This is a genomic window from Streptomyces sp. NPDC001549 (assembly GCF_042894025.1).
GTDB lineage: Bacteria > Actinomycetota > Actinomycetes > Streptomycetales > Streptomycetaceae > Streptomyces > Streptomyces kutzneri.
The window spans coordinates 225,622-239,239 of the sequence record NZ_JBIAVJ010000004.1; the positions used below are offsets into that span (position 1 = coordinate 225,622).

General features: G+C 72.3%; 16 protein-coding genes and 1 pseudogene. 9 read left to right on the forward strand and 8 right to left on the reverse strand.

Annotated features, from left to right (window positions below):
* Nucleotides 1-62: 62 nt before the first annotated feature.
* Both ACFY04_RS08900 and ACFY04_RS08905 read left to right on the forward strand, forming a co-directional pair.
* The gene (locus ACFY04_RS08900; protein ID WP_389115135.1) at nt 63-2,120 is read left to right on the forward strand and encodes a prolyl oligopeptidase family protein; all 2,058 of its coding nucleotides are present in this window, start codon (nt 63-65) and stop codon (nt 2,118-2,120) included.
* 123 nt (nt 2,121-2,243) lie between these two features.
* Complete coding sequence (locus ACFY04_RS08905) at nt 2,244-3,056, forward strand: class I SAM-dependent methyltransferase (protein WP_389115137.1); 813 nt, start codon at nt 2,244-2,246, stop codon at nt 3,054-3,056.
* 18 nt (nt 3,057-3,074) lie between these two features.
* Here ACFY04_RS08905 and ACFY04_RS08910 read toward each other — a convergent pair whose 3' ends face one another.
* Entirely contained in the window at nt 3,075-3,590 is a 516-nt protein-coding gene (locus tag ACFY04_RS08910; protein WP_389115138.1) for a DUF4188 domain-containing protein, read from the reverse strand.
* Between the two features lie 90 nt (nt 3,591-3,680).
* Between ACFY04_RS08910 and ACFY04_RS08915 the strand changes: the two genes are divergently transcribed.
* Complete coding sequence (locus ACFY04_RS08915; RefSeq protein ID WP_389115448.1) at nt 3,681-4,400, forward strand: MerR family transcriptional regulator; 720 nt, start codon at nt 3,681-3,683, stop codon at nt 4,398-4,400.
* A gap of 20 nt (nt 4,401-4,420) precedes the next feature.
* Here ACFY04_RS08915 and ACFY04_RS08920 read toward each other — a convergent pair whose 3' ends face one another.
* Both ACFY04_RS08920 and ACFY04_RS08925 read right to left on the reverse strand, forming a co-directional pair.
* A complete protein-coding gene (locus tag ACFY04_RS08920) occupies nt 4,421-4,717 on the reverse strand; it encodes a CPCC family cysteine-rich protein (protein WP_389115449.1) in 297 nt (98 codons plus the stop codon).
* Nucleotides 4,703-5,683, reverse strand: a pseudogene (locus ACFY04_RS08925) (NAD-dependent epimerase/dehydratase family protein); the annotation flags it as partial. The gene ACFY04_RS08920 and the pseudogene ACFY04_RS08925, both read right to left, overlap by 15 nt.
* 185 nt (nt 5,684-5,868) lie before the next feature.
* On the opposite strand from ACFY04_RS08925, the gene ACFY04_RS08930 reads away from it, so the two are divergent.
* The gene (locus ACFY04_RS08930; protein WP_389115139.1) at nt 5,869-6,348 is read left to right on the forward strand and encodes a hypothetical protein; all 480 of its coding nucleotides are present in this window, start codon (nt 5,869-5,871) and stop codon (nt 6,346-6,348) included.
* On the opposite strand, the gene ACFY04_RS08935 is transcribed toward ACFY04_RS08930, so the two are convergent.
* The 3 genes from ACFY04_RS08935 to ACFY04_RS08945 all read right to left on the reverse strand — a co-directional run bounded on the left by ACFY04_RS08935 (nt 6,345) and on the right by ACFY04_RS08945 (nt 8,284).
* Entirely contained in the window at nt 6,345-7,121 is a 777-nt protein-coding gene (locus ACFY04_RS08935; RefSeq protein WP_389115141.1) for a hypothetical protein, read from the reverse strand. The genes ACFY04_RS08930 and ACFY04_RS08935 overlap by 4 nt on opposite strands.
* Nucleotides 7,122-7,162: 41 nt before the next feature.
* Nucleotides 7,163-7,711, reverse strand: coding sequence for a GNAT family N-acetyltransferase (locus ACFY04_RS08940; protein ID WP_389115142.1), 549 nt, complete (start codon nt 7,709-7,711; stop codon nt 7,163-7,165).
* A gap of 66 nt (nt 7,712-7,777) precedes the next feature.
* Nucleotides 7,778-8,284: a GNAT family N-acetyltransferase gene (locus tag ACFY04_RS08945; protein ID WP_389115143.1), complete on the reverse strand. Its 507-nt coding sequence runs from the start codon at nt 8,282-8,284 to the stop codon at nt 7,778-7,780.
* 218 nt (nt 8,285-8,502) lie between these two features.
* Between ACFY04_RS08945 and ACFY04_RS08950 the strand changes: the two genes are divergently transcribed.
* From ACFY04_RS08950 to ACFY04_RS08960, 3 genes are all read left to right on the forward strand, one after another.
* A complete protein-coding gene (locus ACFY04_RS08950) occupies nt 8,503-9,915 on the forward strand; it encodes an Ig-like domain-containing protein (RefSeq protein ID WP_389115145.1) in 1,413 nt (470 codons plus the stop codon).
* Nucleotides 9,916-9,991: 76 nt separating this feature from the next.
* Nucleotides 9,992-10,690: an HAD family hydrolase gene (locus ACFY04_RS08955; protein WP_389115146.1), complete on the forward strand. Its 699-nt coding sequence runs from the start codon at nt 9,992-9,994 to the stop codon at nt 10,688-10,690.
* A gap of 163 nt (nt 10,691-10,853) precedes the next feature.
* On the forward strand, nt 10,854-11,648 hold the full coding sequence (locus ACFY04_RS08960; protein ID WP_389115147.1) for a 3-hydroxybutyrate dehydrogenase: 795 nt from the start codon (nt 10,854-10,856) through the stop codon (nt 11,646-11,648).
* A gap of 15 nt (nt 11,649-11,663) precedes the next feature.
* Here the strand turns inward: ACFY04_RS08960 and ACFY04_RS08965 are convergent, their stop codons facing one another.
* Nucleotides 11,664-11,921, reverse strand: a complete 258-nt coding sequence (locus ACFY04_RS08965; RefSeq protein WP_389115148.1) for a hypothetical protein — start codon at nt 11,919-11,921, stop codon at nt 11,664-11,666.
* Complete coding sequence (locus ACFY04_RS08970) at nt 11,908-12,210, reverse strand: DUF6400 family protein (protein WP_389115149.1); 303 nt, start codon at nt 12,208-12,210, stop codon at nt 11,908-11,910. Before ACFY04_RS08970 ends, ACFY04_RS08965 begins: the two co-directional genes overlap by 14 nt.
* A gap of 280 nt (nt 12,211-12,490) precedes the next feature.
* Between ACFY04_RS08970 and ACFY04_RS08975 the strand changes: the two genes are divergently transcribed.
* Both ACFY04_RS08975 and ACFY04_RS08980 read left to right on the forward strand, forming a co-directional pair.
* Nucleotides 12,491-13,408, forward strand: coding sequence for a serine hydrolase domain-containing protein (locus ACFY04_RS08975; protein ID WP_389115151.1), 918 nt, complete (start codon nt 12,491-12,493; stop codon nt 13,406-13,408).
* Nucleotides 13,377-13,610 carry a hypothetical protein gene (locus ACFY04_RS08980; RefSeq protein WP_389115154.1) on the forward strand — a complete coding sequence of 78 codons (234 nt, stop codon included), beginning with the start codon at nt 13,377-13,379 and terminating at the stop codon, nt 13,608-13,610. Before ACFY04_RS08975 ends, ACFY04_RS08980 begins: the two co-directional genes overlap by 32 nt.
* The last annotated feature ends 8 nt before the right edge of the window (nt 13,611-13,618 follow it).

Sequence of the window (13,618 nt, forward strand, 5' to 3'; positions counted from 1 at the left end):
GACGACGGCTGAGAGGGGCCGGACGGCGCACACCTGCCGGTCGCTTCCTGCACAATCGCCTGATGAGCGATGAAGACCCCTACCTGTGGCTGGAAGACGTATCCGGCGACGCCGCCCTCGCCTGGGTGCGGGAGCGCAATGCCGAGACCGTGGACGAGCTGACCGGTTCACCCGGGTTCAAGGTCCTCGAGCAGGAGATGCGCGAGGTGCTGGACGACGACGGCCGGATCCCCTACACCGTCCGCCGGGGCGGCCACCTCTACAACTTCTGGCAGGACGCCGACCACGTACGCGGCCTGTGGCGGCGGACCACGCTGGAGGAGTACCGGACGGACCGGCCGGCCTGGGAGGTGCTCCTGGACCTCGACGCGCTCGCCGAGGCCGAGGGTGAGAAATGGGCCTGGGCGGGCAGCCGGGTCCTGGCCCCCGAGCACCGGCACGCCCTCGTCCTGCTGTCCCGGGACGGCGCGGACGCCTGCGTGGTGCGCGAGTTCGACCTGGAGACCCTGGAATTCGTCGAGGACGGGTTCACCGTCGCCGAGGCCAAGACCCGGATCGGGTGGATCGACCACGACCGGGTCTGGATCGGTACGGACTTCGGCGCCGGCTCGATGTCCGCGTCGGGCTACCCGCTCCAGGTACGCCGCTGGCGGCGCGGCACGCCCCTCGCGGACGCCGAACTCGTCTACGAGGGCCGGCCGACGGACCTGTCCGCCTCCGGATGGCACGACGACACCCCCGGCTTCGAACGGGACTTCGTCCACCGGCAGATCGACTTCTGGAACCAGGAGCTCTTCCTGCTCCAGGAGGACGCCGCCGGCCCGCCGCTGAAGATCGACGTCCCGGACGACGCCGGCGCCTCCGTCCACCGCCGGTGGCTGACCGTCACCACCAAGTCTCCGTGGCTCGGCCATGGCGCGGGCAGTCTGCTCGCCTTCGACCTCGACGCCTTCCTGGCGGGGGAGCACGAGGCCGAGGTGCTGTTCACCCCGGACGAGCGCACCGCGCTCGCCGGATACAGCTGGACCCGCAACCACCTCATCCTCAGCACCCGCGCCGACGTCTCCTCCCGGATGGAGCTCCTCACCCCCGCCGCCGGTGACGGCGCGGGCGAGGGCACGGGCCCGGGAGGCTGGCACCGCGCACCGCTGCCGGGCCTGCCGCCGCTGTCCACCGCCTCGGTCACCGACACGGACCCGGACGTCGGCGACGAGTACTTCCACCAGGTGTCCGGCTTCCTCCAGCCCTCCACCCTCTACCGGGGCACGGCCGGCGACGACAGCGAGAGCGAGAGCCTCAAGCAGAGCCCGGCGCTCTTCGACACCGCCGGTCTCGTCGTACGCCAGTACTTCGCGACCTCCGCGGACGGTACGAGGGTGCCGTACTTCGTCGTCGGACCCGAGGACCGCCCGGGCCCCGGCCCGACCCTGCTCTACGGGTACGGCGGCTTCGAGATCTCCATGGTCCCGCAGTACAGCGCGGTCACCGGACGGGCCTGGCTCGCGCGCGGCGGCACGTACGTCGTCGCGGGCATCCGGGGCGGGCACGAGTACGGGCCCGCCTGGCACAAGGCGGCCCTCGGCGCGAACCGGGTCCGGGCCTACGAGGACTTCGCCGCGGTCGCCCGGGACCTCACCGCCCGGGACATCACCACCCCCGCCCAGCTGGGCATCGAGGGCGGCAGCAACGGCGGGCTGCTCATGGGCGCCATGCTGACCCGCGACCCGGAACTGTTCGGCGCCGTCGTCGCGCACGTGCCGCTGCTGGACATGCTGCGCTTCCACAAGCTGCTGGCCGGGGCCAGCTGGATCGCCGAGTACGGGGACCCCGACAGCCCGGCCGACCGGCCGCACCTGGAGCGGATCTCCCCGTACCACCGGATCCGGGCGGACGGGCCCGCGTACCCGCCGCTGCTCCTGCTCACCTCGACCCGCGACGACCGGGTGCACCCCGGCCATGCCCGCAAGATGGCCGCGCGGCTGCGGGAGTACGGGCATCCCGTCCTCTTCCACGAGCACCTCGGGGGCGGCCACGCGGGCGCCACCGACCACCGGCAGACGGCCTTCAACGAGGCCCTCGTCCACACCTTCCTGTGGGAGCGGCTGACCCCGCAGAAGTGATCGGATACCGGGCCGTACGTGAACGGCAGGCATCCGTACGGGGGATTTGCGGGGCCAGGCCGCTGCCGAGGGCCGGGTTGTGCTCCACGATCGGCGGATGCAACCCCGGCCAGGGAGGACCTCATGAGTACCCCGTACGCGTCCGCCGCCCCGTACTACGCCCGCTACCGGCCGCCGTACCCGGCGGAGCTCTACGCGCTCCTCGTGGACCGGTTCGCGCTCGACGGCTCCCAGACCGTACTGGACCTCGGCGCCGGACCGGGCACGCTCAGCCTGCCGCTGGCTCCGCTGGCCGAGCACGTCTACGCCGTCGACCCGGAGCCGGCCATGCTCGCCGAAGGGTGCGGACTCGCCGAGGAGCAGGGCCGCAGGAACGTCTCCTGGCTGCGCGGCGACGCCGCCGGCATCGGCCGGCTGTGCCTGCCCCGGATCGACCTGTGCGTCATCGGCGGGGCGTTCCACCGGATGGACCGGGTGCGGGTACCGGCCGACCTGGACGCCGTGCTCGCACCGCGCGGCGGGATCGCCGTCGTCACCTCCGTGGCGGCGGCCTGGCCGTCCGTCGTCGACGAGGTGCGCGCGCGTTTCCTCGGACCCGACGACGGCACGGCGGACGGCACGGCGGACGGCGCGGCGACGCGGTCGGCCGACGAACCGGCGGACATGGAGGAACTGCGGGACGTGGAGGACCATCTCGCGAAGTCGGCGTTCTCCCGCGTCGAGACCACGACGTGGGAGCGGTCCACGCGCTGCACGGTGGACCAGGTGATCGGCCTGCAGTTCTCCCGCGCCTGCTCCAGCCCGGCCCTGTTCGGCGACCGGAAGGACGCCTTCGAGTCCGAGCTGCGCCACGCCCTGCTGGACCACTACGCCGACGGCACCTGCACCCGGACCGTCACCGTCGCGGCCACCCTCGCGACCAGGCCCCGGCGGTGAGGTGACCGCGGGCCCCGCTCACTGATCCGGCCCGGCCACGGGCGAGCGGTGCGCGAACCGGTCGGCCGCGCGCCGGCCGCGGCCCTCCAGGGGCAGCACCCCGGTGGCCGCGGCCAGGCCGAAGGGCGGCATGTCGAAGTAGATCGACTCGTACGAGCCCTCGGGCACGATGTAGGACTCGTGCCAGAGCCCCACATGGCGGCGCAACTGCCCCGCGCGATCCTTGCGGTTGATGATCGACCAGGCCTTGTGGTGGAGCATGTCCGGGGCCGCGGCGTACGCGTAGAGCTTCTCCTTGGACTCCCAGTACTGGACCACGTAGTACGTGCGGGGCGAGGCGGTGAGCAGGACGTGGCCGAGCAGTCCCCGCGTGGGGTGCTTGGCGAGCTCCCGCAGCATGCGCGGCATGGCCGTGATCACCGGGACCCAGTGGTGCACGGCCCAGAAGTGGTTGATGCGCATTCCGATGAGCAGGACGACGACGTCCCCCTCGGCGGCTGCGGTGGTACGGCCCGGTAAGGGTTTCGCGAACATGCCGGCCTCCCGATCGCCTTGTTGGATAGCACTGCTGTCCAACCGTCACATGATTGGATAGTGACACTCGCCAAGGGAAGGTTCAAGAGATTGCGGCTCGCGGAACTGAGTGAGCGGAGCGGCGTGTCCATCGCCACGATCAAGTACTACCTGCGCGAAGGGCTGTTGCCGCCCGGCCGCCGCGTCAGCGCGACGACAGCCGACTACGACGAGGGGCATCTGCGCAGACTGCGGCTGGTGCGCGCGATGATCCAGGTCGGCCAGGTGCCGGTGGCAAGGGTCCGGAAGGTGCTCGCGCACGTCGACGACGAGTCCCTGGGGCGGACGATGCGCCTGGGCGCGGCCCTGTGGGCCCTGCCCCACCAGCCCGAACCGGCCGACGGCAAAGGCGACGGCGGCCGCGACAGTGGTGGCGACGGCGACGGCGACGGCGACGGTGGCGGTGGCGGTGGCGGTGAGGACGAGGCCACGGCCGCCGCGCGCGCCGAAGTCGACCAGCTGCTACGGACGCTGGGCTGGTCCACCGCACGGGAGTTGGGGGAACTCTCCCCGGTCCACCGTTCGCTCGTGGCGGCGGTGGCCACCCTGACGCGGCTCGGCTATCCGTGGGACGCCGCGCTCATGACCCCGTACGCGCAGCTGATGCACCAAGTGGCGGTGCGGGACCTGGACTTCGTGGAGACCTTCCCCACGGAGGCGGAGAAGGCCGAGACCGCCGTGGCCGCGACCATCCTGTTCCAGCCGGTGCTGAAGGCGCTGCACCGGCTGGCCCAGGAGGAGGAGTCGGCCCGGCGGTACGGACTGGAGTGAGCCGCCGCCGCAACCGTGGGTCAGAAAGCCGCGGTCCCGTCCGCGGGCGGGACCTCCGCGGGAAGCGGCGGCCGGACCCGGTCGATGCGCCGCCGCTCGCTCGCGCCGAAGGCCCGGTAGTTCTCCCGGGCCCCGCGCAGCGTCACGTGGTTGGGGCCGCCCACGTAGTGATCCGGATCCCGGTAGTCCCCGCCGTCGTCCTGCCAGCCGCAGACGGGGCAGATCTCGTGGTGCCCCGGCACCCCCACGGTCAGGTTCCCGCAGACGACGCACGGGAACGGGCCGGCGGCCGGTGCGCCGGCGAGGGCGGTGAGCAGCTCCTGCTCGCGGGCGGTGCTCAGACCGGCCCGGCGGGGGCGCTCCAGGCCCTCGGCGCGCTCCCACCGCAGGACGTCCTCCAGCATCTCCGCGCGCGGGCGGTCGCGCAGCCCGGCCGCGTGCGCCGCGGCTCCGCTGCGGGCGCAGAAGCCGGCCCACTTCGGATCCGGCATCCACATGGCCATCGACTCCGGGCCCATGAACGGCCCGACGCCCTGATCGAGGAGCCACTGCGGGTCCGCCACCGCCACCGGTCCGGTGTACCCGGCCACGCGTGCCGACAGGCCGACCCAGTCGTCGAAGGGGACGACGGGACCGACGGCGTCGAAGGTCCCGGTGGTTCCCTCCTGGGCCAGGTCCAGCAGCCAGCCCGCCAGATCGCGCACGTCGACCGCCTGGGTCGGTACCCGGGGGGACCGGGGGAGGAGCACGGGCTGGTCCACATCACGGGCGAAGCGTGCCGCCCAGTACCCCGACCGTCCGCTCGCGTCGCCCGGGCCGCCGATCAGGCCGGCCCGGGCGATGACGAGCCGGTCTCCCACCACGGTGCGCGAAGCCTCCTCGCAGGCCACCTTGGCCTCCCCGTACTCCTCCCGCCCCACGTGGTCGCCCTCGGCCGGCGCCAGCAGCGCGGCCGACTCGTCGGCGCCGACCGTGCCGTGGTCGGCGTAGGCGCTGATGGAGGAGACGTAGGTCCAGTGCCGGGCCCGCCCCGCGAGGGCCGCGAGGGCCCCGCGGACGAAGGCCGGCTGCCAGGACACCTCGATCACGGCGTCCCAGTCGCGGTCGAGGAGTTCCGCGTAGGCGGACCCCTGGTTCCGGTCCGCCGCCACCAGCCGTGCACCGGCCGCGACGGCGCCGCTCTCGCCACGCGCCAGGCAGGTCACCGAGTGCCCCCGCTCCAGCGCCTGCCGCGTGATCTCACGTCCCAGCCATGCGGTCCCGCCCAGTACAAGAAGATCCATCAGGCCACCTCAGCACATCGCGAGCACCGCCGCGACGCCGGTTCGCGCTCGGCGAAGGCGCGCGAGTGCGTACGCGCACGGATCCGGCCATGACCCTCCGGGCGCCGTTGACCGTGTGCCGGGGCCGTGGAAATCTCGACGCCCGGTCCTGGGACGGGACTTCCGGCAACGCGGGAGGGGCGGACATGGCGGTACGTTCACTCAGGCTTTCGGCGGTCGCGCTGATCGCGGCGGGGGCTCTGCTGGGGGTGGGCGCCGCGGGGCCCGCGCAGGCGGCCGCGGCCTTCGGCGGCCACCCGGTCACCGCGGTCGCCCCGGTCACCGCGGTCGCCCAGAGCGACCCGACTCCGGAGGAACAGGAGCGGCTGCGGGAGATCGCCGGCTCCATCTGGACCCCGCAACTGGCCGCGGGCTGGAACATGAACGCCGATGTGGCGGACGTCCTGTCGGAGGTCACCGGCGGCATCCTCAAATGCTCCGAAGCCTTCGCCCTGGTGCCCAGGCCCCCGGGCTTCGTGCCGGGCCTCGGCTACCTGCGCCAGTACTGGAAGCAGATCAGGGACTACTTCCTGGTGGTCAGGGACAACCGCACCTACCGCGCGTGCGTGGTGTCCGCGGCCGCCCACTACCGATCGATCATCGAAATGGCCTCGGCCGGCGTCTAGTGCTGTGACACGTTGAGGAAGTATCCGTTGGCGGATTCCCCGCGCATGGAGCGCGCCAGCTCGGCGACGTGCTGTGCCTGGGCCGCGGAGAGGCGCCGCGCCTCCCACAGCAGAGCTGCGGCGTCCACCGCCTCCTGGGCCGGAGGCGGTGGCACCTCACGCAGACCGACGCCCGTCAGCACGGCCAGTTCGCGGGCGTCGATCCCCAGCACGGCTGCGAAATCCATCACCAGGCGGGGCGTCAACTCCGCGCCACCGGAGCCGATCACGCTGTACGTGGGCGCCGACAGGTACGTGGGCGTCACCACCGCCAGGAGCTGCGCCATGCCCAGCCGGTCCAGATTGCGGTACTGGAGCATGCGGATGACCCGACCGCCCGGACCGGCATGGGATGCGAGCGGCTTCGCGGTGAAGACGGAAGGCCGTTCCTCCTGCGGCAGCGAGCGGACGAGCTGCAGGAGTTCACGCCGCTCCGCAGCAGGGAGGTGCACCGCATGCATCACGATGTGCTGCGCCGACCGCTGGGCCGCGGCGTCCAACGGCGCCATGTCGTCCGGGACCGCCAGCCCCGCCAGGATGAACAGATCGACCGCGTGGAAGCCCAGGACGGGCGCGATCCGCCGGAGCAGCTCCTCGCCGGGTACTTCCCCCGAGAGCACCGCTCGGACCTCGTTCGTCATCGATCCGGCGCGGTCGGCCGGCTCCTGCACACGGAGGCCTCTGCGGTCCAGCAACCACGCCGGCATCACACCGAAACCGGGGTGCTCCGCCATGCCCGGAGCCTCGTTCAGGCTCGCGTCTCCAGCTGTCCCGGTCATGCGGCGCTCGCCCACTCTTCCCGAAGCATCCCGAAGAGCACGCGGTCGTAGCGCTTCCCGTCCACCAGCACGGCCGACCGGCGGCGGCCTTCCTCACGGAAGCCCAGCCTGGTGAAGGCACGCACGGCGCGCTCGTTGCCGCTCCAGGTGTCCAGTTCCAGGCGGCTCAGACCGTACGCGCCGAACAGGTGGCCCGTGAGCAGCCGCAGCGCGTCACTGCCGTGGCCGCGACCCCAGAGATCCCGTTCGCCGATGGTGATTCCCAGCGTGGCCACTCCGGCGTACGGGTCCAGGTCCCGGTAGTCGGCCATGCCTATCACCCGTCCGCCCGCCAGTTCCTCGACCGTGAACACCGCCGATTCTCTCGGGATCAGGCGCAGCATGCTCTCGAAGCCGAGCCCGACAGCCTCCGCCGTGACCGGGCCGAAACACGGATCACCGGCCGCGGCCCAGCGCACCACCTCCGGGTCGTTGCGCCACCGAAGATGACGCTCAGCGTCTTCGGAGCGCAGCGCACGCAGCCTGACCAGCTTTCCTTCGAACATCACGTATCCCTCATCCGATTGCCAACCGTTCAAGCCTGGCTGTCCCCGCGCCGGTCCGAGGCGCTGTCACAGGTCCCGCCGCATGCAGACGCGGGGCCACCGGTCCAGGCCGTGCGCCGCCTCGCGCTCGCGGATCTCCCGCAGGCCGGGAGTGAGCCCCGCGTCCTCCAGGGGCCGGAAGCCGCAGCGCGCGTAGTACGGGGCGTTCCACGGGACCTCGGTGAAGGTGGTGAGGGTCAGGGCGGGCGCGCCCTCGCGCCTGGCGAACTCCGCCAGGTGCTCCAGCAGGCCCCGGCCGAGCCCTCGGCGCGCGCGGTCCGGATGGACGGACACCTGCTCGACGTGGAGATTGCCCTCGATGTGCTCGGCGATCAGGTAGGCACCCGGGGAGTCGGCCCCCTCGACCGACACCCAGGCCAGCCCGGCCCGTTGGTAGGGGGCGAGCTCGTCGAGCGTCAGCGGCTCGTCTTCGGCGATCTCCGGCATGCCGATGTCCCGGAAGCAGCGCCCGGCGGCCCTCTCGATGTCCTGGAGGAGGGTCAGCTCGTCCAGCCGTGCTGTGCGGATAACCATGGCCGCATTGTCGCGGGCGGCCCGCCCGAGGGCATCCGAGTATCGGGCCTTCCTCCGTGCCCCGCGCGCCGGGGGCGGGTTCTGTACGCCGTCCGAGTTCTCTTGGGTGCCCGTTCGGCCGCAGAGCCGAGGGAATGATCATCATTTCGGCGCCACATCGCTTTGATACGGCTATGCGACGAATGCGACGGAGACAACCGACCAAGGCGTGGGGCGCCGTGGCTGCGGTGACGGGGGCCATGCTGGTCGTCGCCGCAGCGCAGGGCCGGGCGCCCGATGCGGACACCGCGGAGCGGACCCTCGCGGGCCCGCCGCGGGAGGCCGCGGTCACCCTGCTGGTCGGGAGAGTGCTGGAGGAGGGCGGTGGATCCGGCGACGGGCCGTGCGCGGTGCGCATGTTCCGGCCCGGGCTGTGCAGTGGCTGGCAGGAACAGCGGGTACGGGCCACCGCGCGCGGGGTGGGATCCGTCGTGAAGGAGCCCTCCCTCGGCGGCGCGGCGCGGACCGCCCGGACCGAGCTGCTCCCCACGGACTCCGGCGGGCCGCTCCAGATCGCCCTCGCGGATCAGGGCCGCCTCACGGACGTGACCGTACGCGACGGGCACGGCCGCCACCTCGCCGGCGAGCTCGCCCCGCACAGCGAGCGCTGGCTGAACAGCGAGCCGCTGCGGGCGGGCGAGACCTACACCGTGCAGGTCGGCGCCCTGGACGCGGACGGGACCGCGGTCGGCGTGACCATGGCGTTCCGGACCGCGCCGCCCCCGGACGGGGGCAGACTGACGGTCGAGTTCGGACCGGGCCCCGGCACGTACGGAGCGGGGGAGATCGTGACGGCGAGCCTCAGCCGCCCGGTGCCCGCCGACGACCTCCCGGCCCGCGCCCGGCTGGAACAGGCACTGCAGGTGACCTCCGAGCCGCATGTCGAGGGCGCGTGGCACTGGGTCGACGAATCGACCCTGCACTTCCGGCCGCGTACGTACTGGCCCGCCCACACCGTCGTCCGCGTCCGCAGCGGTCTCGACGGGATCGAGGTCGGGGACGAGGACTACGGCGGCCCCTCCGACGCGGTGCAGTTCACCATCGCGGACCGGATCGAGGCCGTCACCGACTCCGCCACCCACCGGATGACCGTACGCCGCAACGGACGGGTCATCAGGACGATCCCGGTCACCACCGGCAAGGCGGGCTTCAGGACCCGCAGCGGCATCAAGGTCGTGCTGCGCAAGGAGTCCAAGGTCCGGATGCGCGGTGACACGGTCGGCATCAAGCGCGGCACCAGCGAGTTCTACGACCTGCCCGTCTCCTACGCGACCCGGGTGACCTGGAGCGGTGAGTACATCCACGCCGCGCCCTGGTCGGTCGAGGCACAGGGCGAGGAGAACGTGAGCCACGGCTGCACGGGCATGAGCACCGAGGACGCCGCCTGGTTCTTCGAGACCGTCCGCGAAGGAGACATCGTGGAGGTGGTCAACAGCGGCGGCGCGAAGATGGCTCCCTTCGACAACGGTTTCGGCGACTGGAACGTGGACTGGCGGACCTGGCTGGCGGGCAGCGCCCTGGCCGCCATCGACGGGAGCCCGGAGAGTTCACCGGCCACCCCCGTCGCGTCCAGGCTGCACCCGACCACCTGAGCCCGCCCCCGGCGGCGCCCGGCCGGCGGGGGCTCGGAACGGAACGGACCGGATCGGGCCGGACTACGATCACCACATGATCAAGGGAGTGATGTTCGACTTCTCCGGCACGCTGCTGCGCGTCGAGTCGACCGAGGAGTGGCTCGCCGCCGCTCTCGCGGAGAGCGGTATCCCGCTGGCCGAGGAGGAGTTCGGCGAGACGGCGCGGCGGCTGACCGAGTACGGCGCACTGCCCGGCGGGCTGTCGCCGCAGCACATGCCGGCGCACCTCGAAGCCCTGTGGGACCAGCGGGACCTCAGCGCCGGGCAGCACCGGGCCGCCTACGGCGGTCTGACCCGTGCTGCCGGGATCACGGACCCGGAGCTGGTCCAGGCGCTCTACGACCGCCATATGACCCCCGCCGCCTGGCGCCCCTACCCGGACACCGAGCCCACCCTGCGCGCACTGCGCCGCCGGGGGCTCCCGGTGGCCGTGGTCAGCAACATCGGATGGGACCTGCGGCCGGTCTTCCGCACGCACGGGCTCGACGCACTGGTCGACGCCTACGTGCTCTCCTTCGAGGTGGGCACCCAGAAGCCCGATCCGGTGATCTTCCGGACCGCCTGCGACCGGCTGGGCCTGGCCCCCGCCGATGTGCTGATGGTCGGCGACAGCCGCGAGGCGGACGGCGGAGCACGGGCTCTCGGCTGCCCGGTGCACTTCGTCGACCACCTCCCGGTCGACCGGCGGCCCGGCGGACTGGCCCCGCTCCTGGACCTGCTCGGGCCCGCGTAGCGGTCGGGCCCCCACAGACCTCCACGGGCCGCTGCGGAGCCTCCGCGGGGACCTTCGCCGCCCGGCCCGTGGAGGCCCTGGCGATGGCCGACACACCTCGCGGCCCGACTGTGGCGGCCGCGCACATGGGAGCGGCCCACCGGTGTCCCGGATGATTCCGGGCATGACAAGCGGATACCCTCCCGTGCCCCACGGAACAGCTGCCACCGCCGGCATCGACCTGGCCGGCCGTACCGCCCTGGTGACCGGCGCCGGCGGCGGTATCGGGCGGGCCTGCGCCTCGGCGCTCGCCGCTGCCGGGGCCCACGTGCACGTGGTGGACATGGACGCCGCCACGGCGAAGGCCGTCGCCGAGAGGATCGGCGGGCAGGCGCATGTGGTGGACCTCTCCCGGGACGAGAGCGTCGGGGAGCTGCCGGCCGGCATCGACATCCTGGTCAACAACGCCGGGCTGCAGCACGTCGCCCCGCTGACCGAGTTCCCGCCGGACCGCTTCGCACTCATGCAGCGTGTGATGGTGCACGCGCCGTTCCTGCTGATCCGCCGGACCATGCCCCACATGCGTGCACGCGGCTGGGGCCGCATCGTCAACATCTCCAGCGCGCACGGGCTGCGCGCCAGCGCGTTCAAGGCCGGTTACGTGACCGCGAAGCACGCACTCGAAGGGCTGAGCAAGGTCGCGGCCGTCGAAGGGGCTCCGCACGGCGTCACCAGCAACTGCGTGAACCCCGCCTACGTCCGCACACCACTGGTCGAGCGGCAGATCGAGGCCCAGGCCGCCGCTCACGGCATCGACGCCGCGCAGGTGGTGTCCGAGGTGCTGCTGAGCCGCTCCGCGGTCAAGCGGCTGATCGAACCGGAGGAGGTCGCCGCAGCCGTCCTGTGGCTCTGCGGCCCGCACACCGGCTACATCACGGGCGCGTCCATCCCCCTGGACGGCGGCTGGACCGCCACCTGATCCCCGGTGCTGCGGTCAGAAGCCGGGCCGGGCGCCCGTCACGCGGTCCCACAGGGAGCGGGTGGCTCCGAAGCCGCTCTCGTGCACCCAGACGTGGGTGCACCCGGGGCACTGGAGGTGGAGCAGGCTGCCGGTGTTGGTGAGCAGGTAGCGCCAGTGGGTGGAGCAGGTGCGCCGCTGCTCGCAGGGTTCGCAGCCGCGCGCGTCCGCACACTTCGGGCAGGCCACCCAGGCACGGCGCCCGGGGTCGGCCTGCGGGTCAAGCGGCAGCACGGCCGTCTCCGCGCGGGGGCAGCACACCGGCCGCCACCAGGTCGTCGTAGAGGCGCTGCTGTTCCGCGTCGAGCCCGGAATAGAGCAGGTCGTACGCGGCCTCCTCACCGAGGAGCACCTCCACCGGATCCCAGTCCGGGCCGAGGGCCGCCATCACCTGGGCGCGCCGGAGCACCTCCTGCGAGGTGAGGTCGACGGCGAAATCGACCAGCTCGGACGCGTCGGAGGCACCGGGGGTACCGGAAGCACCGGAGGCGTCGGGGGGAGGGGTGGGGTCGTGGGGGGCCATACATCGAAGTTAGGTAGCCCTTCCTTCTCCGGTCAAGGGAGGGTGGGCGGAGTCACATTCCGCTGGTCAGGGGGTGTGCGGGCCAGGGGGTGCCGCACCGGACGGGACAGTGGGCCCAGGAACGTGACGTGACAAATGTAATGGCCTGTCAAGGTGCTTCTCAGTCTGGAGGTTGATGCCCTGTTCGTCCCGGCGGAGGAAGTCGCGGCGCGGGTCGGGAGCGAACAATTGAAGGGACCAAGATCGCCGGGCCCCACCGGGCCACCGACGAGGAGTCGCCGTGCCCCACACCCGTCCTGCCGACCGACCCGCACCGCGACTGCGCCGCGCCGCCTCGGCCACCGCCGTCGCCATAGCCCTGCTGGCAGGCCTCGCGCCGGCCGCGAGCGCCGCCGTCCAGGAAGCGCCGAGCGCCTACGGCCGGGACGCCCGCCGACGCCTCGACCGGACCCAGCTGCAGGCGGGGCTGAACGCGGTCCAGGAGGCGGGCGTGTACGGCCTCTACTCCGGGGTCCGTGACGGCCGCGAGCGCTTCGACGGCGCCGCCGGCCTCGCCGACGTCGCCACCGGGCGCAGGGTCCGCCCCGACCTCCGGCACCGCGTCGGCAGCGTCACCAAGACGTTCACCGCGGCGGCCGTCCTCCAGCAGTCCGCGAAGGGCCGGGTGGACCTGGACCGACCGGTCGGCGACTACGTGCCCGAGCTGGTGCACGGCGAGCGCGGCCGCAAGGTGACCGTGCGCATGCTCCTGAACCACACCAGCGGTATCCACGACTACGTCGGCGATGCCTTCCCCTCCTTCCTGAAGGGGACCACGGAGAGCCTGGACGAGCACCGATACCGCACGATCAAGCCCGCCGAGCTGATCGGGTACGGGGTGGCCAGGCCGCAGCTGTTCGAGCCCGGCACCGACTGGTCCTACTCCAACACCAACTACGTGCTGCTCGGCGAGGTGCTCCGCAAGGTGACCGGCCAGGACCCGGAGCAGGTGATCACGCGGGACGTGATCCGGGAACTCCTGACTCTTTCCGTGGCGGTGCAGGGCCGATGCGGTAGACCTTGCGTGCCTGCGGCCGACACGCCGTCCTCGGGGCTAGCACATCGGTACGGTCGGATACAGTCTGTAATCGACCGCTACGGTCAGCTACCATTAAAGGAGGAGCGGTATGAAGGAGCAGAACGGGGACATCGCCGTTGATCGAGTCCTTTCCATCGAGGAAGGGGTCGAGATCAAGCGACGCATCACCGGGAAGAAGGCGCTCAAGCAATGGCGCTGGATGGGCAACTACGGAGACCCCACCGAGGCCGCCGCTGTCGCGAATCAGGACCCACCCTGTCTGGCCGGGGAAGTGATGTTCACGATCAACGGCAACCTGACCCCGGCCTGGATGTTCTTCTGACCGCGACC

Excerpts from the sequence above, each read along its gene's own strand:
- ACFY04_RS08900 (WP_389115135.1), top strand. The coding sequence starts at position 63 with ATGAGCGATGAAGACCCCTACCTGTGGCTGGAAGACGTATCCGGCGAC.
- ACFY04_RS08905 (WP_389115137.1), top strand. The coding sequence starts at position 2,244 with ATGAGTACCCCGTACGCGTCCGCCGCCCCGTACTACGCCCGCTACCGG.
- ACFY04_RS08910 (WP_389115138.1), bottom strand. The coding sequence starts at position 3,590 with ATGTTCGCGAAACCCTTACCGGGCCGTACCACCGCAGCCGCCGAGGGG.
- ACFY04_RS08930 (WP_389115139.1), top strand. The coding sequence starts at position 5,869 with ATGGCGGTACGTTCACTCAGGCTTTCGGCGGTCGCGCTGATCGCGGCG.
- ACFY04_RS08935 (WP_389115141.1), bottom strand. The coding sequence starts at position 7,121 with ATGGCGGAGCACCCCGGTTTCGGTGTGATGCCGGCGTGGTTGCTGGAC.
- ACFY04_RS08940 (WP_389115142.1), bottom strand. The coding sequence starts at position 7,711 with ATGTTCGAAGGAAAGCTGGTCAGGCTGCGTGCGCTGCGCTCCGAAGAC.
- ACFY04_RS08945 (WP_389115143.1), bottom strand. The coding sequence starts at position 8,284 with ATGGTTATCCGCACAGCACGGCTGGACGAGCTGACCCTCCTCCAGGAC.
- ACFY04_RS08955 (WP_389115146.1), top strand. The coding sequence starts at position 9,992 with ATGATCAAGGGAGTGATGTTCGACTTCTCCGGCACGCTGCTGCGCGTC.
- ACFY04_RS08960 (WP_389115147.1), top strand. The coding sequence starts at position 10,854 with ATGACAAGCGGATACCCTCCCGTGCCCCACGGAACAGCTGCCACCGCC.
- ACFY04_RS08970 (WP_389115149.1), bottom strand. The coding sequence starts at position 12,210 with ATGGCCCCCCACGACCCCACCCCTCCCCCCGACGCCTCCGGTGCTTCC.
- ACFY04_RS08980 (WP_389115154.1), top strand. The coding sequence starts at position 13,377 with ATGAAGGAGCAGAACGGGGACATCGCCGTTGATCGAGTCCTTTCCATC.